The 20,986-nt window shown below is 53.5% G+C and carries 21 protein-coding genes; 20 read left to right on the forward strand and 1 reads right to left on the reverse strand.

From position 1 onward, the window contains the following. Positions 1-160: 160 nt before the first annotated feature. The 10 genes from A8990_RS06405 to A8990_RS06450 all read left to right on the forward strand — a co-directional run bounded on the left by A8990_RS06405 (position 161) and on the right by A8990_RS06450 (position 7,387). The gene (locus A8990_RS06405) at positions 161-424 is read left to right on the forward strand and encodes a hypothetical protein (RefSeq protein WP_116188186.1); all 264 of its coding nucleotides are present in this window, start codon (positions 161-163) and stop codon (positions 422-424) included. Then, complete coding sequence (locus tag A8990_RS06410) at positions 424-834, forward strand: ATP synthase subunit I (protein WP_116188187.1); 411 nt, start codon at positions 424-426, stop codon at positions 832-834. The genes A8990_RS06405 and A8990_RS06410 overlap by 1 nt, the downstream gene beginning before the upstream one ends. Beyond that, positions 834-1,589, forward strand: a complete 756-nt coding sequence (atpB, locus tag A8990_RS06415; RefSeq protein WP_116188188.1) for a F0F1 ATP synthase subunit A — start codon at positions 834-836, stop codon at positions 1,587-1,589. The genes A8990_RS06410 and atpB overlap by 1 nt, the downstream gene beginning before the upstream one ends. 72 nt (positions 1,590-1,661) lie before the next feature. Beyond that, complete coding sequence (atpE, locus tag A8990_RS06420) at positions 1,662-1,886, forward strand: F0F1 ATP synthase subunit C (protein WP_090982204.1); 225 nt, start codon at positions 1,662-1,664, stop codon at positions 1,884-1,886. 106 nt (positions 1,887-1,992) lie between these two features. Next, positions 1,993-2,475 carry a F0F1 ATP synthase subunit B gene (gene atpF, locus A8990_RS06425; RefSeq protein WP_116188189.1) on the forward strand — a complete coding sequence of 161 codons (483 nt, stop codon included), beginning with the start codon at positions 1,993-1,995 and terminating at the stop codon, positions 2,473-2,475. Further along, positions 2,472-3,020, forward strand: a complete 549-nt coding sequence (locus A8990_RS06430; RefSeq protein ID WP_116188190.1) for a F0F1 ATP synthase subunit delta — start codon at positions 2,472-2,474, stop codon at positions 3,018-3,020. Before atpF ends, A8990_RS06430 begins: the two co-directional genes overlap by 4 nt. Before the next feature lie 16 nt (positions 3,021-3,036). After that, positions 3,037-4,551, forward strand: a complete 1,515-nt coding sequence (atpA, locus tag A8990_RS06435; RefSeq protein WP_116188191.1) for a F0F1 ATP synthase subunit alpha — start codon at positions 3,037-3,039, stop codon at positions 4,549-4,551. 82 nt (positions 4,552-4,633) lie between these two features. Then, complete coding sequence (gene atpG, locus A8990_RS06440) at positions 4,634-5,494, forward strand: ATP synthase F1 subunit gamma (protein WP_116188192.1); 861 nt, start codon at positions 4,634-4,636, stop codon at positions 5,492-5,494. A 44-nt stretch (positions 5,495-5,538) separates the two neighbouring features. Beyond that, the gene (gene atpD / locus A8990_RS06445; RefSeq protein WP_116188193.1) at positions 5,539-6,957 is read left to right on the forward strand and encodes a F0F1 ATP synthase subunit beta; all 1,419 of its coding nucleotides are present in this window, start codon (positions 5,539-5,541) and stop codon (positions 6,955-6,957) included. 31 nt (positions 6,958-6,988) lie between these two features. After that, positions 6,989-7,387 carry a F0F1 ATP synthase subunit epsilon gene (locus tag A8990_RS06450; RefSeq protein WP_116188194.1) on the forward strand — a complete coding sequence of 133 codons (399 nt, stop codon included), beginning with the start codon at positions 6,989-6,991 and terminating at the stop codon, positions 7,385-7,387. A 136-nt stretch (positions 7,388-7,523) separates the two neighbouring features. Here A8990_RS06450 and A8990_RS06455 read toward each other — a convergent pair whose 3' ends face one another. Continuing rightward, a complete protein-coding gene (locus A8990_RS06455; RefSeq protein WP_116188195.1) occupies positions 7,524-9,074 on the reverse strand; it encodes a glycoside hydrolase 5 family protein in 1,551 nt (516 codons plus the stop codon). Between the two features lie 313 nt (positions 9,075-9,387). Here A8990_RS06455 and A8990_RS06460 point away from each other — a divergent pair, with 313 nt between their 5' ends. The 10 genes from A8990_RS06460 (at position 9,388) to A8990_RS06505 (ending at position 20,980) form a co-directional block, all read left to right on the forward strand. Next, positions 9,388-10,332 (forward strand): lysylphosphatidylglycerol synthase transmembrane domain-containing protein, encoded by a 945-nt coding sequence (locus A8990_RS06460; RefSeq protein ID WP_181909435.1) that lies wholly within the window; start codon positions 9,388-9,390, stop codon positions 10,330-10,332. Beyond that, positions 10,329-11,867, forward strand: a complete 1,539-nt coding sequence (locus A8990_RS06465) for an alkaline phosphatase family protein (protein ID WP_116188197.1) — start codon at positions 10,329-10,331, stop codon at positions 11,865-11,867. Before A8990_RS06460 ends, A8990_RS06465 begins: the two co-directional genes overlap by 4 nt. After that, on the forward strand, positions 11,827-12,594 hold the full coding sequence (locus A8990_RS06470; protein WP_116188198.1) for a glycosyltransferase family 2 protein: 768 nt from the start codon (positions 11,827-11,829) through the stop codon (positions 12,592-12,594). The genes A8990_RS06465 and A8990_RS06470 overlap by 41 nt, the downstream gene beginning before the upstream one ends. Before the next feature lie 59 nt (positions 12,595-12,653). Then, the gene (locus A8990_RS06475) at positions 12,654-14,291 is read left to right on the forward strand and encodes a glycosyltransferase family protein (RefSeq protein ID WP_116188199.1); all 1,638 of its coding nucleotides are present in this window, start codon (positions 12,654-12,656) and stop codon (positions 14,289-14,291) included. A gap of 520 nt (positions 14,292-14,811) precedes the next feature. Next, positions 14,812-16,065 carry a prolipoprotein diacylglyceryl transferase gene (locus A8990_RS06480; protein ID WP_147306782.1) on the forward strand — a complete coding sequence of 418 codons (1,254 nt, stop codon included), beginning with the start codon at positions 14,812-14,814 and terminating at the stop codon, positions 16,063-16,065. Between the two features lie 92 nt (positions 16,066-16,157). Further along, positions 16,158-17,648 carry a stalk domain-containing protein gene (locus tag A8990_RS06485; RefSeq protein ID WP_116188201.1) on the forward strand — a complete coding sequence of 497 codons (1,491 nt, stop codon included), beginning with the start codon at positions 16,158-16,160 and terminating at the stop codon, positions 17,646-17,648. A gap of 87 nt (positions 17,649-17,735) precedes the next feature. Then, positions 17,736-18,746 (forward strand): FTR1 family iron permease, encoded by a 1,011-nt coding sequence (locus A8990_RS06490; RefSeq protein WP_116188202.1) that lies wholly within the window; start codon positions 17,736-17,738, stop codon positions 18,744-18,746. Positions 18,747-19,203: 457 nt separating this feature from the next. Further along, the gene (locus A8990_RS06495) at positions 19,204-19,590 is read left to right on the forward strand and encodes an NADH-quinone oxidoreductase subunit A (protein WP_090575338.1); all 387 of its coding nucleotides are present in this window, start codon (positions 19,204-19,206) and stop codon (positions 19,588-19,590) included. Next, a complete protein-coding gene (locus tag A8990_RS06500) occupies positions 19,575-20,093 on the forward strand; it encodes a NuoB/complex I 20 kDa subunit family protein (protein ID WP_090575341.1) in 519 nt (172 codons plus the stop codon). The genes A8990_RS06495 and A8990_RS06500 overlap by 16 nt, the downstream gene beginning before the upstream one ends. Then, a complete protein-coding gene (locus A8990_RS06505) occupies positions 20,090-20,980 on the forward strand; it encodes an NADH-quinone oxidoreductase subunit C (RefSeq protein ID WP_116188203.1) in 891 nt (296 codons plus the stop codon). The genes A8990_RS06500 and A8990_RS06505 overlap by 4 nt, the downstream gene beginning before the upstream one ends. Positions 20,981-20,986: the final 6 nt, after the last annotated feature.

Genomic DNA, 20,986 nt, shown 5'->3' on the forward strand with positions numbered 1-20,986 from the left:
GCTACAGCATACAGTGCTACTGTACGGTTGTTACACTCGAAAACCCTAGGAAAATCAAGGGTTTTCGGGCTACCGTTCACTAAATGTTTGAATTTATATCAATTGACAAACCAGAACCCGCTTGGCTAAAATAAATAAGAGTTTTGGAGTGATTCGAGCGATGAATTCAACCCATAACGACAAAAATCGCAGCACGGAAAACAGCAGCTTTGGGGATAATCCATGGCGTGCGATGGGGCTAATCGGCTCTGTTGGCGGAACAATTGGCGTATGTCTTGGACTGGGCTATTGGATTGGCAGCAAGGTTGAGGGTTCAGAAGGTTCCGGGTATGGATCGATTGTTGGTATGGCTGTAGGCTTCGTCATTGCCGTCATCATGACCATCATTCTGATCCGAGCGTTTACAGGGGGCAAAGCAAAGTAATGGATGATCTGTCCGGCCACCTTCGAACGGTTATGCGTATTACGTTCTTTTTTTTGTCTGTATGCTTCATTGGATGGGCCCTGCTTCCGGAGTACAAACCGCTCTTTGGCGGCTTGATTCTCGGCGCTGTGGCAAGTCTTGCAAACGCCTTCCATCTTTCGTGGAAAGTACGCCAGGTCGGCGCGTATGCGGCAGCTGGAGTCAAGAAACGGGGCAATCTTGGTTTTCTGACACGCGCATGCATCGGACTGCTCGCTGCAGTCTTAGCCGAGAGGTACTTTTCGTTCAGCCTTTATGGAACAGTAGCCGGATTATTTGTAGCTCAATTGGCAACACTCATACTGGGGTTTATTGCCAAGAGGAATTCGGCGGTACGGCATTCTACCGATGAAAGGGGTGAAAACAACTAATGGATCATATTTTTCCTGAAGTGCATCTAGGCGGCATCCGCTTTGACCTGGCTGCAATTTTCATGATTGTTATCACCAGCATTATCGTGTTCGTTATTGCAAAGCTGGCAGTTCGAGGCGCTTCGGTAACTAATCCGACGAAGATGCAGAACTTTCTGGAGTGGGTTATCGAGTTCGTTCAGAACATCATCGGTACGACGATGGACTTGAAGAAGGGCCGTCCGTACTTGACGCTGGGTATTGCACTGATCATGTACCTGTTTGTTGCCAACCTGTTGGGTCTTCCGTTCGGCATCATCACGCACGCACATGAAGGCGCAACATTCCTGGGCATGACGCTGGACCTTGGTGGTGAAGAGGAAGCGCACATCGCTTGGTGGAAATCACCTACAGCTGACGTTGCTGTTTCTGGCGCGCTGATGGCTATCGTAATCGTGCTTACGCACGTCGAGGGTCTTCGTCGTAATCGCAAACATTACCTCAAGCACTATATCGAGCCATATGCAGCATTCCTTCCGCTGAACATCATTAAGGAGATCGCTAAGCCGCTTTCGCTTTCGCTTCGTCTCTACGGTAACATCTTCGCGGGTGAGGTTATGATCGGTGTCATCATGGGCATGGGCTGGTTCGGTATTCCGGCGCTCATCGTATGGCAGGGCTTCAGTATTTTCGTAGGTGCAATTCAGTCGTTCGTCTTCGTCATGCTGACGATGGTTTACATGTCGCAAGCGATCGTTCACGAAGAGCATCACTAAGTATTTAGTAACAAACCTGCTTAGCAGGAAACAATAAAACTATATGTAAACATTTTAAGGAGGATTTCTCTAATGGGAGCTTTAGCATTAGTTGCAGCAGCAATTGTATTCGGTCTTGGAGCACTGGGTGCAGGTATCGGTAACGGTTTGATCGTAGGTCGTACAGTTGAGGGTATTTCCCGTCAACCAGAACTTCGCGGTACTCTTCAAACTACAATGTTCATCGGGGTAGCGCTTGTAGAGGCACTTCCAGTTATTTCCCTCGTACTCGCGTTCATCTTCTTGGGTAAAGCTTAAGATCATTTCAACAAACTATGGCGGGGAGTGCCTTATGCCTCCGCGCCTTCCTTTTGCTGGTCGTCAGGTGACGATTCAGCTAATCCACGGAAAGGAGTGACGTACGTTGGATATCGTATGGTCCAATTTTTTCATCCAACTGATTGCCTTCGGAATTCTCTTCTGGCTGCTTAGCCGGTACGCTTTCGGCCCGCTCTTCTCCATCATGGAACAGCGCAAGCAGTTCGTGAAAGAACAGCTTGAAGGTGCTGAGAACAGCCGCAAGCAAGCTGAAGCACAATACGAAGAGCAGAAACAGTCGCTCGCTCAAGCTCGTAAAGACGCTTACGACATTATCGAGCAAGCGAAGCACACAAGCACGAAGCAAGCCGACGAAATCGTTCACGCTGCTAAATCCGAGGCTACTCGCCTGAAGGACGAAGCAGTGAAAGATATTGAAAGCGAGAAGAACAAAGCGATTGCTTCCCTTCGCGCGCAAGTTAGCGGCATGTCCGTCATGATCGCTTCCAAAATCATCGAGAAGCAAATCGATGACAAATCGCAGGAGCAGCTTGTTGACCAATACTTGAATGAGGTTGGAAGCAAATGAGCCGCGAGAGCGTCGTAGCTAAACGCTACGCTAAAGCATTGTTCGAACTGGCACAAAGCAACAACGCGGTTGCAGATGTTGAGAAACAGCTGAAAATCGTTGTTGACGTCCTGTCCGGAGATGCGCAAATCCGCAAGTTCCTCGGACTGCCTAACGTTGAAGTTTCGAAGAAGATCGAAATCGTTCGCGGCGCTCTGTCCGATACGGTGACGGTTATGGTTCTGAATACGGTAGAGCTTCTCATTATCCGCGGCCGCCAAAATGCGATTGCTGAAGTGTACGAAGCTTATACGAAAGTAGCGGGAGATGCGCTCGGTCAAGCACACGCTACGATATATACGGCTAAATCATTGTCCGCTGAAGAGCTGTCCAAAGTGTCGGCGCAGTTCGGAACGATGATTGGCAAACGCATTATCGCAAAACAAATCGTTGAACCAGCTCTGCTCGGCGGCGTACAAGTGCGCATCGGCGATCGTCTGTATGACGGCAGCCTCTCCGGCAAGCTTGCTCGACTTGAACAAGCTTTGAAAACTCAAGCATTGTAGATAGGGGTGAACGGAATTGAGTATCAGACCTGATGAAATCAGCACGCTGATTAAACAACAGATCGAACAATTTAAATCCGAAATTCAAGTCGTTGATGTCGGTACGGTCATCCAAGTCGGTGACGGTATCGCACGTGTGCACGGCCTTGAGAACGCTATGGCTGGCGAACTGCTCGAATTCTCGAACGGCGTTATGGGTATGGCCCTTAACCTTGAGGAGAGCAACGTCGGTGTCGTTATCATGGGACCTTACACTGGCATCCGCGAAGGCGACCAAGTGAAAAGAACGGGTCGTATCATGGAAGTTCCTGTAGGCGAAGCGCTGCTTGGCCGCGTTGTTAACGCACTTGGTCAACCAGTTGACGGCAACGGTCCAATCAACACGACTGCAACACGTCCAGTCGAATCTCCGGCACCGGGCGTTATGGCCCGTAAATCGGTATTCGAGCCGATGCAAACAGGTATCAAAGCAATCGATGCGATGATTCCAATCGGCCGTGGTCAACGTGAGCTTATCATCGGCGACCGCCAAACAGGTAAAACGCAAATCGCGATCGACACGATCGTTAACCAAAAAGGCAACGGCGTTATTTGTATCTACGTTGCAATCGGTCAGAAACAATCGACTGTTCGTACCGTTGTTGAGTCTCTTCGCCAACAAGGCGCTTTGGACTACACAATCGTCGTAACAGCGAGTGCTTCCGAGCCATCCCCACTCTTGTACCTGGCTCCTTACACAGGCTGCTCGATGGGCGAGTACTTCATGTACAATGGCAAACACGTACTTGTTATCTATGATGACCTTTCCAAACAAGCGGCAGCATACCGTGAGCTTTCCTTGCTGCTTCGCCGTCCTCCGGGTCGTGAGGCTTACCCAGGTGACGTATTCTACCTGCACTCCCGTTTGCTTGAGCGCGCAGCTAAGCTGAACGATGAGCTTGGCGGCGGTTCCCTGACTGCTCTGCCATTCATCGAGACGCAAGCCGGCGATATCTCGGCTTACATCCCGACGAACGTAATCTCGATTACGGACGGCCAAATCTTCCTTGAGTCCGACCTGTTCTACTCCGGTCAGCGTCCAGCGGTTAACGTTGGTAACTCTGTATCCCGTGTAGGCAGCTCCGCTCAAATCAAAGCAATGAAGAAGGTAGCTGGTACGCTGAAGACTGACCTCGCGCAATACCGCGAGCTTGCAGCTTTCGCAGCGTTCGGCTCCGATCTCGATAAAGTAACGCAATCCCGTCTGAACCGCGGTGAGCGTACGCTTGAAATTCTGAAGCAAGGCGTTAACGCGCCATTGCCGGTAGAGCGTCAAGTCGTATCGCTGTACACAGTAACTCGTGGACACGTGGATGATCTTCCAGTTCAAGACGTTCGTCGTTTCGAACAAGGCTTCCTGGCTTACGTGGATGCAAACAAACCAGAAATTTTCGCTTCCATCCGCGACACGAAAGATTTGACTTCCGACAATGAGAAAGTGCTTGTTGAAGCAATCAAAACATTCAAGAACAGCTTTGCAGCGTCGGTCTAAGTTTTAACTTAAGCGCGGAATAGAACTGGCTAAGGCAAGGCTTCGGCCTTGCCGGTTGCCGGTAATAAGGTGGTGACAACGAATGGCTAAAGGTATGCGCGAAATTAAGCGCTCGATCAAGAGTAAGCAAAATACGAAGCAGATTACGAAGGCTATGGAGATGGTTGCATCCGCGAAGCTCAAAAGAGCTCAAGACGCGGCTGTAGCATCGCGTCCATATACGGAGAAAATCAAAGAAGTCGTAGCTAGCATTGCATCGGGCGGGGGCACAATTAAGCATCCTATGCTGCAAACCCGCGAAATTAAGCGTACGGCTTATCTGGTCGTTACGTCGGACCGCGGTTTGGCAGGCGGATACAATGCGAACGTGCTTCGTAAAGTGTGGACGGAGATTCAAGAGAAGCATAAGTCTTCTGCTGAATACGACGTATTCGTCATCGGACGTAAAGGCCGCGATTACTTCAAGCGCCGGGGCGTAGCTCTTGCCGGCGAAGTAACGGGACTTTCCGACACACCTAAATTTGCTGATATCAAGTCGGTAGCGGCAGCAGCCGTTAAAGGCTTCGAGGAAGGCAAGTATGACGAACTGAACCTGGTTTACAACCAATTCTACAACGCAATGACCCAAGTTCCTGTAGTTAAACAGCTGCTTCCACTGGATCAGTCTGAATTCACAGGCGCGAAGGCAAGCTACGAATATGAGCCGTCACCTGAGAAGGTACTCGATGTTCTTCTTCCTAAATACGCGGAAACGGTTATCTACAGCTCCGTATTGGAAGGTAAAGCGAGCGAGTTCGGCGCACGTATGACTGCGATGGGCAATGCAACGAAGAACGCGACGAAGATGATCGCAGGCTTGACGTTGACGTACAACCGTGCGCGTCAGGCAGCAATCACGCAAGAAATCGCGGAAATCGTCGGCGGCGCGAACGCGCAGGCGTAACATAAACTTTTATTTCTTCGGAAAAACATGAAGGAGGTACACCAATGAGCAAGGGGCATGTAGTCCAGGTAACAGGTCCGGTTGTCGACATCGCGTTCGAGAACGGTCATTTGCCTGAGATTCTTAATGCGATAAAAATTGAGAAAAAAGCTCAAAACCCAGGCGAAGTGGACATCAACCTTACGGTTGAAGTTGCAACTCACCTCGGTGATAACCTGGTTCGCTGCGTTGCGATGTCTTCCACTGACGGTCTTGTCAGAGGTACGGAAGCTGTTGACTTGGGTAACCCAATCACAGTACCTGTAGGACCAGCAACACTTGGCCGCGTATTCAACGTACTCGGCGATCCAATCGATAACAACGGTGATGTTGACCGTACGATCGCTAACCCGATCCACCGTCAAGCTCCTACATTCGAAGAGCTGTCGACTTCCCAAGAGATCCTGGAAACAGGTATCAAAGTTATCGACCTTATGGCTCCTTACTCCAAGGGCGGTAAGATCGGTCTCTTCGGCGGTGCGGGCGTAGGTAAAACGGTAACGATGCAAGAGTTGATCCATAACATCGCGCAAGAGCACGGCGGTATCTCCGTATTCGCCGGCGTTGGTGAGCGTACTCGTGAAGGTAACGACCTTTACCACGAGATGAGCGACTCCGGCGTTATCGCTAAAACTGCAATGGTATTCGGTCAAATGAACGAGCCTCCAGGTGCGCGTCTTCGCGTAGCTTTGACAGGTTTGACAATGGCTGAGTACTTCCGTGATGAAGAAGGCAGAGACGTTCTTCTGTTCGTCGACAACATCTTCCGCTTCACGCAAGCTGGTTCCGAAGTATCCGCATTGCTCGGCCGTATGCCGTCCGCGGTAGGTTACCAACCAACATTGGCAACTGAAATGGGTCAACTGCAAGAGCGTATCACTTCGACGAAAAAAGGTTCCGTTACTTCCATTCAAGCGATCTACGTTCCTGCCGATGACTATACGGATCCGGCTCCTGCAACGGCGTTTGCCCACTTGGATGCAACGACTAACCTTGAGCGTAACATCGCAGCGATGGGTATCTTCCCAGCCGTTGACCCGCTCGCTTCGTCTTCCCGTATTCTGACTCCGGAAATTCTTGGCGAAGAACACTACCAAGTAGCGCAATCCGTTAAGAAAGTTCTGCAACGTTATAAAGAGCTTCTGGATATCATCGCGATCCTCGGTATGGACGAATTGTCTGAAGAAGACAAGCTGGTCGTTCACCGTGCGCGTCGTATTCAAGTGTTCTTCGCGCAACCACTTCACGTTGCTGAAGCGTTCAATGGTATCCCGGGCTTGTACGTTCCTGTTAAGGAAACGGTACGCAGCTTCAAAGAAATTCTTGAAGGTAAGTACGACCACCTTCCGGAATCGGCATTCCACAACGTCGGAACGATCGAAGACGCGGTTGCTAAAGCGGAAAAACTCGCTCAAGAGGTTTAATTCGCTTCAGAGCTGTTTAGGGAGGTAAACCATGAGCTCCTTTTTATTGGAAATTGTAACGCCTGAGCGTAAGGCTTACGCTCAGGATGTAAATATGATTATCGTCAAAGGTTCCGAGGGTGAACTCGGTATTCTGCCGAACCACATTCCGATGGTTACGCCTTTGAAGATTGCTCCTGTCACAATCAAGAAAGACCGCTCCGAAGAAGTGATCGCCGTTAACGGCGGCTTCCTCGAGATCCGCAAGGATAAAGTGGTTATCTTGGCTGAGAGCGCTGAGCTGCCGGGCGACATTGATGTTGCTCGCGCAGAAGCAGCGAAGCAGCGTGCAGAGCAGCGTCTGAACGGCAAGCGCGACGAGTACGATCAAGTACGCGCTGAGCTTGCTCTGCAGCGTGCGCTTAACCGTATCGTTGTAGCAGGACGTTAATCAAACACAGATAAAGGCTGATTCTTTTGCAGATTGCATCTGCAGAGGGGTCAGTCTTTTTTTAAAAAAGTAACAAGTAAGTAATGAAACAGGACCAGTGGAGGCATGGCTCCACTGGTCCTGTTTCATATAATTATTAGTTAATACTGTCTACATAAATGCTGCCGCTCCAGGTGCCGCTTGTTTTCAGCTCGATTCCGATCAGCTTCATTGGCGTTGGCGCATTCGATGGGATGGTGACGGTGATCGTGTTCCAGGCATTCTTCGTTAGGCCGGAATAAGCCTGGAAGTTGCCGTGCCATGCCCAGGCGTTGCTTTGTACGAAAGGCTGGACGGAGGCGATGGCTGCTCCGCTTGGAACCCATACGCGGAAGGTGACCGTACTTCCAGCCGCGAGACCTGCAGGGTTATCCAGCTGCGCATAATACGTTTGGGCGCCGGTTAAGCTTGGCGTTGTCATCTTGAGCGAGTAGCTGCCTGCATATGCGCGGTCCGTGCTAGAAGAGACTGTCAGGCTGTTCGTACCGTAAAAGCTTTGCAACGAGCCGTTCTCGAAGTTGAATTTGGCGCTGTCGCTGTTCGCCGGAGGGAAGACCAGCGAGTTATGCGCACTTGCAAAAGCGGAAGTAGCTGGTGCCAGATTGGTCATATTGCCATTGCTGTCGACTCCATTGGAGGTCCATGGCATGACGCCCGCGTAGCCATTGGTATAAGCGTTGGAGAAATCACTCGTGAGCGTGTGTCCCGTCGAGCCTAGTGCAGGGCACTCGCCGACAACGACCGGCCGATCGAATACGAGATACCACGATGAAGGCGTGACATAGAACGGAATGCCCCAATACGGATCTTGCCAAGGGTAATAGTGCGGCGAGTAGAAGTCGACTTTGGCGAGAGGGCTGTTTACTTTGGCCTGGAGCGCAGCGTCGCTTATTTTGTTGCCGCTCGATCCGCTTGCCGTAGCGCTGTTATACTTGACCATGCCCATTCCGACGGTGGTTAAGATACTGCTGTTCTGGTGGATCGCAACCGCTGCTTTGGCAAAATACGTTTGCAGGCGATCCCAGGAAAGCTGGCCGTTGTTCGCGTCTTCATAAACCCAATCCGGCTCGTTCATCAGGTCGATGGACCAGAGATAGGGATTGCTCTTGTAGCGATTAACGAACGGAATGAGGTAGTTGTTGACGTAGGAGTCGATATTGGAGTCACTGTTCAGCATGTTGCGCCAGCTTTGATAGTTCGTATGGCTGTTGTTGAAGTGGTCGAAGGACATCAGTGTCGCCATAATGTAGACACCGTTGTTCTGCGCAATCTGGAACAGGCTGTCGAGGTTGTTCCAATGTGCGGTTGTCGCGCCCGTCACCTGACCGCTGCTATTAATGTTAATGCCGACTTCACCATTACAAGTGATCCATACGCGCGTTGCATTGACCCCATTTGCGTGAAGCGTGGCAAAATGATTGTTCCACCAATTGTAGTCGAACGATCCGCCGAAATCATTCCAGCTGTTCCACGGCGTATTCGCCCCGTTCATGAAGATTTGCTGTCCCCCGGCATAGAAATTCGTTCCACTGATCGTAATACGGTCTCCGAATGCTGCATGTGCGGATGAAGAGAAACTTAGTGAACCAAGCAAAATAGCTAGAGATAAGACCAAGGAAATCCATCTGCTGCGTGTATGCTTCGGCATTCAAACATCTCCTCTCATATTGGCAAACCAGTCGACTGTAATCTTACCATTTTCCTCCCTTGCCCATTTTGTAAAGCGCTTACAACACTATTTTTGATGAAAATGGTGAATGTGTAAACAGAACCTTGTCATGGGATACGGGGAATGTAGTCATGTGAACGTGAGAAGATTGTCATGTACGGAGCAAGCGAAAAGGTTTGACGAAGCGGGCAAGCCCTTCTATACTAATTGATAATGGTTCTCAACATATAAAAGGCTTGCAGGAGCATGTATGCGCATAAGCAAAATAGGTATCCGTGTAGGCGGGATAGCGATGGGGGCCTACTTTGTATGGTTGTCGTGGCAGTATTTTCATGGAAAAGCGTCGATTGGGAGCAGTATGGTCAAGCTGCTGCATTCGCCGGAGATGCTACTTCTTATGATAGGCGGATACTCGCTGTCTTTCATCGTTAAAGCACTTGCCTGGCGGCTCTACAGTGGTCGGGATAAAGAGGATCGATTAGCCCTCTACATTCATCCCTTACTGGTAAGCTTGCTCGTAAATCATGTCCTGCCGCTCAAGGTCGGTGACTTGGCACGAACAGGACTGCTGGCGAGATCGGCCGCAATACGCTGGGATGATGCGCTGCACTGGGTCGCAGTGATGAGAGTGCTCGACATGGCTTCATTGCTGTTCATCGGCTCCGTTGGCGCGCTGCTGCTCGGCCTTGAGGCGTCGCCATGGTTCATAGTTGTGGTCGCCCTTGGTGTGCTGGTTCTAGTAGCGTTGTATCTCTTCGAGAGGCGGAGAAGAAGCAACCAACAATATCAAACAGATCGTAAAGGGATTGTCGCTTTCGTGCAGCGGCACTACATTAGGCTGCAATCGACGCTGGCATCGAAGCGGGGAGCTGCAGCAGCGCTGTTAACGCTCGTAAGCTGGCTGCTCGAAGGAGCGGTTGTATATGGCGTGACAGGCGTGCTCGATCTTCCGGTCAACCCATTCGAGGCGATATGGGTGACGAGCATGACGATCGCAGGTCAGTTGTTTCACGTCACACCTGGCGGAATTGGTACGTATGAAACGACGTTGACCGCATCGCTTGGCGTGCTGGGCGTTTCGGGCGAGGTTGCTTTTGCCGCGGCGCTGCTGTCGCACGGCTTCAAGTTTGTATTTGCATATGTGACGGGCGCGGCTTCGCTTGCGATGAGCGCGGTCACGTGGAAAGAGCTGCGGTCATGGCTGCAGCCAACCGGGAGAGAGGGGCATATAAAATGAAAAAGGCGTCGGGGTTTGAGATCATAGCGGCGCGTTGTTGGAACCTGCTGAACGAAGGGAAGCCTTTTACACCGATATTCGTCGTAGGTACATTCGCGCTCTATCATATGAATCAGTGGGGGGAGGCAAGCTTTTGGGCGCAGTTCGGACTTGGGCTGCTGGCGGCGCTTCCGCTGCTGGCGCTCTATTTCTATTATGATTTTCCGCTGTTTCTGCGTAATTATCTATGGCTGCCGGTCGTGGCTGCGCTCGTGCTGTGGCGAGATGCGCCGCTTGATCTGGGGCTCTACGCAACAGCGACGCTGCTGTTTCTGTTCTTCACGATCTATTTCTGGGGGACATTCTACTACCACTTAAGGATTGGAACGTCATGGTGGAACTTTAAGCGGTTCTGGAAGCTGGTCCTGAAGAACAGCGATTCTACGAGCGGCAATGCGCAGGAGCAGCTGCCAAAGTTCCTGCTGCTTCTCTTCGTTGTTGATGTGGCTGGTCGGTATTGGGCGGACGGAAGTGCGTCTGCGGGCGATTTTGGCTGGGGCAGCTATGGCTTGTTCGTTGTGGGTGTCACGGTTTACGCATTTATCCTGCACCGCAATTTGTTCGATTGGAAACCGAAAGAAATTCCGAACTATACGGTGCCCGTACAACCGTCAGAGCAGTCGGGCAAAGGCAAGGTGTTCGTGCTCGTCATTGATGGCATGCGGAAGGACCGGTTCGAGGAAGCAAATGCGCCTTTTCTAAAAAGATGGCGGGCCGAAGGTACGGAATATACGCAGATGGAGACATTATACCCGGCGAGGACTGTTGTTTGTTTCTCGTCGATGTTTACGGGCACGTATCCGCGCGAGCATGGGATTACGTCCAACATGGTGTGGAAGCTCGGCATTAAGGTCGAGTCGATCTTCGATAGCCTGCGCAAGGTTGGCAAAGTCGGGCGATTGCTCGGCATCGCGCATCTGATCGATTCGATGGGTGATGATGTGGAGAGCGTGACGGCGGTTATGCATAATGATAAAGCCGACCGCAACATTATGGAGCGCGCGAAGCTCATTATGGCGGAGCAGAATCCGGATCTTCTGATCGTGCAGTTCATCGCAACGGACCAGACGGGGCATAGCATGGGAGCGCTGTACGACGAGTACCGGCAAAAGATCGAGGAGGCCGATGCGCTCATCGCCGAGTTTACGGCTTGGCTTACGGTGAACGGTCATGCGGAGGATGCGACATTCATCGTGTGTGCCGATCATGGACAGGCCGACGGTATCGGCGGGCATGGGCATTTGGACGAAGGCGAGCGGTACGTGCCGTTCTTCATGCATGGTCCGAATGTGCGGCAAGGGGTCAAAATCGATGCCAAGCAGTCGCTTGTTTCCATGGCGCCGACACTCAGCTACTTGCTGGATGCGCCGCTGCCGAGCCATAGTCGCGGCCCGGTGTTAATAGATGCTTTTGAACCGAGACCATCCATTAAATCAAAGAAAGAAGCGGAACCTCATGCACAAGAAGAAGCTGGTCGTATTTCTGCCGGCGCATAATGAAGAAGGCAATATTGCCAAAGTGATCTCTCGGATTCCGCGCGAGCCGCATCCGGATTGGCAGGTAGAGGTGCTCGTCATTGACGACGGGTCTACCGACGGTACGGTGGAGGAAGCGAAGGCCGCAGGTGCGGAGCATATTGTTTCTTTTGCGCGTAATCGGGGACTGGGAGCAGCGGTGCGGGAAGGGCTCGCGTCATGCGTGCGCCTTGGCGCTGATATCGGGCTTATGATTGATGCGGACAACGAATATCCGGCCGAGGAGATTCCGAACGTCGTCGCTCCGATCTGGGAAGGGCGTTCCGACTATACGATGGGTTCGCGGTTCAAGGGGTCCATCCGCGGGATGAGGCTGCACCGCCGTCTCGGCAATTATTGCTTTACGCTGCTGCAAGCACTGCTGCTGCGCCGGATGATTTGGGACGGTCAGTCGGGGATGCGCGGTTTCTCGAGGCTCGCGATGGAACATGCGGAGATTATTCACGATTACAATTACGCACAGGTGCTGACGTTGAATCTGGTCCGTAAAGGGTTTCGGATGGAAGAGGTGCCGATCACGTATCAGGTGCGCCAGCAGGGGGAGTCGTTTATCAAGTTCAATAAGTACATGACGAACGTGCTGCCGGCCGTGTGGAAGGAAATGCGCCGACCTGTGAGTAGGAAGCGAGTGGCGGAGCTGAAGAAGGCGCGAGCGGTTGCTCTGCGTAAGGTGAGTATGGAGAAGTAGTTGGCTAGGAGAATAGGGCAAGGGACTGTATATGGAAAAGTAGTGAAAGAGGTGGAGAGGTGCGGCGGCGAGAAGGGGATCAACTGCGTGGTGAGCGTGGCGGCTATAGGAATGTATTGAAGTCGGTCGCCGCACCGGCTTCTATTGTTGTTGGGGTACTGCTCTGGGTGCTGTTCAGCCTGATGCACCGGAGTCCGTATGCGGGGAGCTGGGACGAGGTTGATTTTGTGCTGGCGCTGGATCGGTTCGATCTGCTCGCGATGCAGCCGCACTTCCCTGGGTACCCCTACTTCGTGATGGGCGCGATGGCCGTGCGGCGGTTCGTGCACGATCCGGTGCTCGCTTACGACACGCTGAATATCGGCTTGCTCGCGTTGTCTGTCATTCCGCTCTGGCTGCTGGCGCGGCGGGTTCTGTCGCCGCTCTGGTCGGTGCTTGCGGTGCTGCTCGTGCTGACAGCGCCGTATCTGTGGCTGCAGGCGGTGCGGCCGATGTCGGAGGCGGCAGGCATCGCCATGATGTGGTGGTTTCTGTGGAGCTGGTGGCGGGCGATGGAACGGCGCACTTGGGGCCGCTCGGCAGCGGCGATGTTCAGCTTCAGCCTGATGATGGGGATCAGGCTGTCTTTTGTCGCCTTCGGCGTCGGCCTGCTATGGCTGTTGGCGCTGCACGCAGTGGATTGGCATCGGCAGGGGAAGCGGGTTCTGCCGCGATTAGGTTTGTATGTGCTGCTCGCGGCAAGCTTCGAGCTGCTGTGGGTGGCTGGCTTAGCCCTGAGCGAAGGCGGGCTAAGCGGGTTTATTCAGCTGGCCCTCGCGTTCACCGAGGGCCATTTCAGTGACTGGGGCGGCGGCGTAGCGTCCGCCGCCCATGTCAGCTTCGCCGCGCGAGTGCTGCGCTTCGCGGGCGATAACGTGCTGTGGACCGGCATGTTCGTCCGGTCCACGGCACTGCTTGCAGCGGCGGCGGCCCTGCTGTTCGCCGCCGTGCTCTCCGCGGGGGCGGCACGCCCGCCCCGCGTCGGCGCGCGCACGCGCGCGCCTTTGGCACCCCGGGCGGCGGCATGGCTATGCCGCCCGGCGCTGCCGGGGGCGCTCGCTGCGCTCGCGAGCGCCTACGGCGCCTGGGCGCTGCTGGCGCAGAACATCGACAAGCCCCGCCACATCACGCCGCTCATCGGCGTGATGTGGCTGCTGCTTGCGATGTGCTGCGCGGCTGCGCCGACTGCGGCTGCTTCGCAGCCGGAGCGCGGCGCACGCATTCGCCGCGCGGTGCAAGCGGCGGCTGCATTGTGCGCCGCTTGCGTCATTGCGCTGCAAGCTGCCGCCGGCAGCGCGCTGGTAGAGCGGCAGGCGGTAGAAACCCCTGCCGTCTACCAGCTGGATCAGGGGCTGCGCCAGCTTGCGGCGAGCCATACGGACCGCCGGTTCGTCGTGTATACGTGGGAGGAAATGCGCGTCCTCCAATACTTGCACTGCCCAGTTACGAACCGACGGATCGAGACGTACTCGTATTTTCTCGCAGACGTGCAGGCGGACCAAGGCGCAGAGATCTTGCTAACGGATCATGTGCTGCAGGGCTTCGAAGCGCAGGTCGGCCCGCTGCGGGACAAGGTGGAGCCGCTTGCGGTCTATCGCAGCGATCCGCTGTTCGAGCCAGTATACAACGCGATTACGTTGTACAAGTGGATCGGGTAATATATGTGCTATCAGCGCCGAAAACCGGTGTGAACACTCGCTTTGGCCTCCCGAGAGAACGTATATGTGCTCTCGCGGGTCAGTTTGGTGCGATTCTGACACTGAGAGAACGTATGTGTTCTCTCAGCGAGAAACAGCTGCGAATTCCCGCGAACCGCTTCGCGAGAGACCCTATTTGGATCTCTCACGTCCGAATTAGCACGTTTTCGGGGCTGAGAGTGCCATTTGGGATCTCTCAGCGGGAAACAGCTGCGAATTCCTGCGGACCGCTTCGTGAGAGACCCCATTTGGATCTCTCACGTCCGAATTAGCACGTTTTCGGAGCTGAGAGTGCCATATTGGATCTCTCAGCTTCACCAAGAAGCAACTCGCCCCCGCCGCTTACACCTCACAAAAACTTTTGTACACTTCCGTCTATTGACACTCTAATTGAAAATGATTATCATTACTATCGTGACCTTTGAGAATAACTGGGAGGCACTGTACAGCGATTATGACTTATGGAAGGTGAATTGCAATCATGCGCATAAGGTCAATGAGAATCGCAACGCTGGTTGTCGCGATTTTTCTGGTCCTGGCGCCTGCGAGCGCTTGGGCGTACTCGTATGGCGATGCCAATACCGAGGATGTAGCGGAAACGTTCAAGGTGGTCGTTTCGTCGCTAGGCAAATCCCCGGCCGATTGGGATACGGCAACGGCAGCACATAAGGAACGACGTGACGAAATCGCCTCGCACTTTGGCGAAGCGGTTGCGGCAACGTTGGATGCGGATCTGAAGGCGCATAAGACGGCCGAGACGATTGCCAACTACAAGGCGCTGCTCGTCATGAACTTGGATCGACGCTTTGAGAATGCGCTCCACAATTACACGGACTACACGTCGGCGAAGCTGCTGCTTGCGAAGGCGCGGGCGACTTTCGAGACACTGTCACCTTACGCGGAGTCGAAGCTGTCCTCGTCCAAGCTGGACGGTTTGGCGAAGGATTTTGACGTGGCGCTAGATGCAATCGGCAACCCGGGATTGTTCGGCGTCGGCAAGAAGGACCCGGACGAAGCGGCATTGAAAGGTGCGGTTAACCGGATTTACAGTGCGTTAAGGCCGCTGTTCCCGTATACACCGTACAAGGCGGAGCCGTCTAAGCCAGCTGCAGGTACCGGCACGACCACGAAGCCGGACGGAAGCACATCGACAAGCGGCGGTACGAGCGGCACGAAAGCAGGCACTACATCGAAGCCATCAACCACCACAGGCAGCGCGGCTGGCTCAACTACAACGACGAAGCCTGATAAGGGCACGACAACATCTGGCGATAAAGCTCCTGATGCTCCAGCAGCTAACGATAGCAAGTCCGATTCAACAACGACTACAACCGCGACGGATACATCTGCTGCAGAGGACACATCTTCGGAAGCGACCACGGGTGACGCAGCGGCGCCTGATCAAACGGCGAATGCCGATGAGCAAGCTGCAACAAACGATGCCGGCCAAGCGACCGATGACACACAAGCAGCTGATAACGCATCGGCGACGAATGATGCCGCATCGACCGATAATTCGGGCACAACGAGCAACGACTCCGCGGCAGCAGATGATACAGCAGTATCTGACGCAGCGGCAGCGGCTGAGCCGGAAGTCATCGACGGGACGAAGGCGCATGCGCCAATGGCTCACGAGAGCAAGACGAACCCGGCTGTAACAATGGGCGTCATTGGAGGCGTAGTTATTATCGGCGCGGGCGCTGTATGGTGGGCTCGCCGCAAAGGCTTTTTCTAAGTTTATTTTTCTCCCTGCCAAGAGTCGGCGTCAGCCGTTCTTTTTTGGAATCGCAGCACTAATCCCAATTTATTATTAGGAGAGTTGAATCGATGAACCGAATGAAGAAATCATTGTCCGTCTTGCTCACCGTTACGATGCTTGCAGCAGCCGTATTTGCTTTTGCAGCAACCGCGTTTGCGGACGATTCACCACAGAAAGCGCCAGTTAACACAGACGTTGCTCCACAGCTGGCTGCTTACAAGAATATCCTGGGCATGTTTGAACAGAAGAAAGCGATTGCTGACATTAAGGCGCAGTACGTTTCCGATTTTGAGAAAAATGTTCTCGGCGTGGACGGCAGCATCAAAGCCGGCGACCCTGTTGTGAATGAAAACATCCGTTTCGTACTGGATAATGCAGTTGCCGGCAAGCTTACATATGCGCAAGCAGAGCAAGCTGTTGATAAAGGGCTGCAGTGGTACTTCTACTTCCTGATCAAGAACCTGACGAACACGGGAGCGAAGGGCGCATTAGCAGCTGGCGACCAAGCCGGCGCACAAGCTTTCATTACGAAGGCAACGCAAGTGTATACGGATGTACTGGATGCTACTGCGAAGATGGTTGACAGCACATACGGTACAACGACTTCCGAGTTGTTGAACCAAACCGTACTCCCTGCTTTCAAATCCGATATCGACAGCAAAGACGTGACGAAGCTTAATGTTCACCGTCAGCTGCTAGACAAGACATTGATCAAGATCTTCAATCTCGCAACACTTGCGCAAGCAGACCGCATGAAGAGCCTATCTACTGACGAGCAGCCTGCTGCTGTAATCGAAGGCTACTTCTACTTCATGAGCGTTTATGGTTACCTGCATGGCGGAGACGCTGTTGATGCAGATGTTGTTTACAAAGCTTTCGGCTCCGGTGATCCGAAGCAAGTCCATGCAGAGGCCATCCGCAAAGCAATCATCCGTTGTAATGTGGCCAAAGTAAGTGCGTACACGATTGAAATTCTAGAGAAGCTTGAGAAGAAAGACGCAGCTGGCGCAGCTGGCACAGGCGGCGAGCTGTACGGCTTCTTCGCAGCGCTGGAGCCGTTCTTCGCACCAGGCGTATACGCTGAAGCGAAGCAACTGAACGACGACATCCTTGCTGCATCAGCTGCAGGCGACGCGGACAAAGTTCGTGCAATCGGTTATCAAATGGCTTCCTATGCTGTACAAATCGACGGTATTGCGTTCAAAATCGGCGACAAGCAAGTGGTTGTGAACGGCAAGGCGCAAAATGTAACAGCTTCCTACGCTGAGAAGTCCACGAACCGCACGCTCGTTCCAACTCGTTACTTGGAACTGCTCGGCTTTGCAGTAGCTTACGATAACGCAACAAAGACAGCCAAAGTGACAAAAGACGGCGTAACGCTTGCGCTTAAAATTGGCAGCGACGTTGTTACGAAGAACGGCGAGGCAATCGCTGATTACAAGCTGGATCAACCGGTCGTTGTGAAGGGTGGCTTTACCTACCTGCCGCTTCGCGCTATTGCGGAGCTGTCCGAGAACCACATCTACTTCGACAAAGGTCAAGTCATCGTCATTAAATAGGCGCGTGTCTCTTGCCGCGCACTGCTTGCCCGTCCTCCTCGCAGGACGGGTACGCGTATTTAGGAAGGATTAAGGAGTGAGCGTTCCATGAATTTGCAGGCATTTCTCATTACATTCCGCGAGGCGTTCGAAGCGATTCTTATTGTCGGTATTATCATTACGTACTTGAACCGCATCGGGCAGAGCAAATGGAACAAGTGGGTGTGGGTCGGGGTGTTTATGGCGATCCTCGCCAGCCTTGGCGTTGCGCTCGTATTCCAAATCGTGCTCGACGGTTACGCGACAATGGGCAGCCGAGAATATTTGCGTATTGGCATCTTGCTTGTGTCATCAGGCTTGTTAACGCATATGATCTTGTTTATGGGCAAGCAGAATCAAGAGATGCGAGGTAAGCTGCAAAATAAAGTGGCGCTCATTCTTAGTGCCGGCGGCGCAATCAATATGATTGTGCACTCCTTCCTCGTGACTCTTCGCGAAGGGGTGGAGACGGTCTTCTTCTTTGCGGCGATCTCCTCCGGCGATATCTCGAAAGCGCTTCAGAGCTGGGGCGCCTTGGTCGGGCTTGTCGCAGCGGGACTGCTCGGCGTGGCTGTGTTCAAAGGCAGCAAGAAAATTAAGATCGGTACGTTCTTCAGGGTGACGAGCGTATTCCTCATTATGATTGCGGCCGGCTTGTTCGTTCAGGCCATCGGCGTCATGCAGGATTTGGGCGTTATCGGCAGCCTGTATAAGACACCTGGCGGCGAGAACGGCGCGATGTATGATCTGACCTGGCTCATGCCTGAGCATCCAATCGACGAAACGAACTACATTCGCGATACGGGGCATCATCCGATATTGAACGGGCAGATCGGCATTTTCTTCAAAGCGTTCCTAGGCTACACGCAGGACCCTTCGTTAGAAGAGTTCGCACTGTATTGGTTGTATTACGTAATGGTATTCGTGATGCTCGCGAGACAGCGGAAAGTCGCGCTTCTTGCAGAGGCCAAAGCACGCGAGGAGGCTGCGATTGCGGCAGATTCGGCAGTTGCAGGCGATGATGGTATGGTTGCATCGTCGCTGCCCGAAGAGCGGGAGGAGAACTCGACCGCGGTATAGTAGGAAGGAAGCCGGACCCTTTGGGAGTCCGGCATTTTTTTGTTTTAAGGTAACTGGCGACTAGCCGGATTCCGACACAACCGTCCGCTGTTTGCTGAGAGTCGGGAAATCCGACTCTCAGTGGAAAACGAGGCCGATACGCGGTTGAGAGTCGGAAAATCCGATTCTCGCGAGGTAAAATATACACGCAACTGACGGAAAGGGTGACGAATCAAAGGGAAGTAATCGAGAAAGGCCGGCCGTCCGGAGGAGCGGGAGCTTTTTTATGTAAAAGGTTGCATATTTTTACCAACGGCAGCTTATCCTAGTGAAAGCTGACTTTATGGCCGCTTCCACAATTTGTCGAAAGGAAGCGCATTCAACTCCGTCATAGACGCAAGTGGCAGGTTTTGTTATAATTGTGAGGGAAATTTGACCAAGCCAAGCAGCACCGATCCCGCCCTGCAGATCCATTACAATGGAGGCGAAAATAGTGGAGAAGTACATCAACAATTACGTTATTGTGGCCATCTTCATTCTTCTCGGTATTCTGCTTCCTGTGGTCGCATTGGCCGTTGGGCGGCTATTGCGCCCGAACAAACCGAATGAAGAGAAGAAGACGACCTACGAGAGCGGGAACGAACCAGTGGGGGAGGGGCAAGTCCGCTTCAATGTGCGCTATTACTTGTTTGCGCTCATGTTCGTTATTTTCGATGTCGAGACTGTCTTCTTATATCCGTGGGCCGTTGCGTATAAGCAGCTCGGCTTATTTGTGCTTGTCGAGATGGCGATTTTTACGGGATTATTGTTAATTGGATTACTCTACGCCTGGAAGAAGAAGGTGCTCAAATGGAATTCAATTTAGAGTCGATTACCCCCGAAGAGAGACAAGAGCTGGAGCGCAATGTATTTATGGGTACGCTGGAGCAATTGAAGGCGTGGGCGCGCAGCAACTCGCTGTGGCCGCTGACGTTCGGACTTGCTTGCTGTGCAATTGAGATGATGGGGACAGGTGCATCCCACTATGACCTGGACCGGTTCGGCGTTATGTTCCGTACATCGCCGCGCCAATCGGACGTTATGATTGTAGCCGGTACTGTCACGAAGAAGATGGGACCGCTGCTTCGTCGTCTTTATGACCAAATGCCTGAGCCCAAATGGGTGATCGCAATGGGCTCCTGCGCTACAGCCGGCGGGCCTTATGTTCGTTCTTACGCAGTGATGAAGGGCGTCGATCAGATCGTGCCCGTCGATGTATATATTCCTGGCTGCCCGCCGAACCCGGCTGCACTTATCTATGGCATTAACAAGCTTCAGGAGAAAATCCGCTACGAGGCGAAGACCGGGAAGCGGGTGACGAACCGATGAGCGACGAGAAAGAGAAGGAGCTCGAGCAGTCCGCTGAGCCGAAGAGCGAGGAAGCAGCTCCCGCGGAGGCGGCGCCAGCAGAGGCAACGCCAGCAGCGGCGGAGGCAACGCCCAAGCCCGCGGCAGAGTCAGCGCCGAGTGCGCCGGCAGCGCCCGCGGTCGATCCGGAGCGCGAAGCGAAGCTGAAGGCGGCGGCGGAAGCGCGCGCCGCAAGAGCAGCCGCGAAAGCCGCGGCCGAGGCGGGCGGCGAAGCGCCGGCAGCTGCTGCGCCAGCCGGAGCAGGCGGCGAGGTAGATCCCGAGAAGGCGGCGAAGATCGCCGCTGCGGCGGAAGCGCGCGCTGCACGAGCAGCTGCGAAGGCAGCGGCCGAAGGCGGAGAGGCTGCGCCGGCAGAGCCGAAGCCGCCATCGCCGAAGCAGCCGCAGCTCGATGAGGCTGCAGCGCTCATTCGTGCATCCGTTGCTGAGGACGCTATCGAGGAAGCTTACATAAACGAATTGAACGACCACATGCCGACGCTGGTTATTCGCGCGGACCGTTTGGTTGAGGCTTGCCGTCTCTTGAAGACGCGTACAGGGCAGGACTACACGTACCTGCGCAATGTATCGGGCGTCGATTATGAGACGCATCTGGAAGTTGTCTATCATCTCGTATCGCTGAATTCGAAGAATGAGCTTGCCGTGAAAGTGAAGACGAACCGGGAACAGCCGGGAATTCCATCTGTTGTACCGGTCTGGGAAACGGCGAACTGGAACGAGCGCGAAATCTACGATTTGCTCGGCATCGATTTTCCGGGCCATCCCGATTTGCGGCGCATTATGATGCCGGATGACTGGGTAGGACATCCGCTGCGCAAAGATTACGTACCGCTAGACCCGGAGGTGTGATGAGCC

Origin of the sequence: Paenibacillus taihuensis (assembly GCF_003386535.1) — a bacterium.
Classification (GTDB): Bacteria; Bacillota; Bacilli; order Paenibacillales; family Paenibacillaceae; genus Paenibacillus_Z; species Paenibacillus_Z taihuensis.

Excerpts from the sequence above, each read along its gene's own strand:
- atpG (WP_116188192.1), top strand. The coding sequence starts at position 4,634 with ATGGCTAAAGGTATGCGCGAAATTAAGCGCTCGATCAAGAGTAAGCAA.
- A8990_RS06500 (WP_090575341.1), top strand. The coding sequence starts at position 19,575 with ATGGAATTCAATTTAGAGTCGATTACCCCCGAAGAGAGACAAGAGCTG.
- atpB (WP_116188188.1), top strand. The coding sequence starts at position 834 with ATGGATCATATTTTTCCTGAAGTGCATCTAGGCGGCATCCGCTTTGAC.
- A8990_RS06455 (WP_116188195.1), bottom strand. The coding sequence starts at position 9,074 with ATGCCGAAGCATACACGCAGCAGATGGATTTCCTTGGTCTTATCTCTA.
- A8990_RS06490 (WP_116188202.1), top strand. The coding sequence starts at position 17,736 with ATGAATTTGCAGGCATTTCTCATTACATTCCGCGAGGCGTTCGAAGCG.
- A8990_RS06485 (WP_116188201.1), top strand. The coding sequence starts at position 16,158 with ATGAACCGAATGAAGAAATCATTGTCCGTCTTGCTCACCGTTACGATG.
- A8990_RS06480 (WP_147306782.1), top strand. The coding sequence starts at position 14,812 with ATGCGCATAAGGTCAATGAGAATCGCAACGCTGGTTGTCGCGATTTTT.
- atpE (WP_090982204.1), top strand. The coding sequence starts at position 1,662 with ATGGGAGCTTTAGCATTAGTTGCAGCAGCAATTGTATTCGGTCTTGGA.
- A8990_RS06450 (WP_116188194.1), top strand. The coding sequence starts at position 6,989 with ATGAGCTCCTTTTTATTGGAAATTGTAACGCCTGAGCGTAAGGCTTAC.
- A8990_RS06430 (WP_116188190.1), top strand. The coding sequence starts at position 2,472 with ATGAGCCGCGAGAGCGTCGTAGCTAAACGCTACGCTAAAGCATTGTTC.
- A8990_RS06505 (WP_116188203.1), top strand. The coding sequence starts at position 20,090 with ATGAGCGACGAGAAAGAGAAGGAGCTCGAGCAGTCCGCTGAGCCGAAG.
- A8990_RS06410 (WP_116188187.1), top strand. The coding sequence starts at position 424 with ATGGATGATCTGTCCGGCCACCTTCGAACGGTTATGCGTATTACGTTC.
- A8990_RS06495 (WP_090575338.1), top strand. The coding sequence starts at position 19,204 with ATGGAGGCGAAAATAGTGGAGAAGTACATCAACAATTACGTTATTGTG.
- A8990_RS06465 (WP_116188197.1), top strand. The coding sequence starts at position 10,329 with ATGAAAAAGGCGTCGGGGTTTGAGATCATAGCGGCGCGTTGTTGGAAC.
- A8990_RS06460 (WP_181909435.1), top strand. The coding sequence starts at position 9,388 with ATGGGGGCCTACTTTGTATGGTTGTCGTGGCAGTATTTTCATGGAAAA.
- A8990_RS06405 (WP_116188186.1), top strand. The coding sequence starts at position 161 with ATGAATTCAACCCATAACGACAAAAATCGCAGCACGGAAAACAGCAGC.
- atpD (WP_116188193.1), top strand. The coding sequence starts at position 5,539 with ATGAGCAAGGGGCATGTAGTCCAGGTAACAGGTCCGGTTGTCGACATC.
- A8990_RS06470 (WP_116188198.1), top strand. The coding sequence starts at position 11,827 with ATGCACAAGAAGAAGCTGGTCGTATTTCTGCCGGCGCATAATGAAGAA.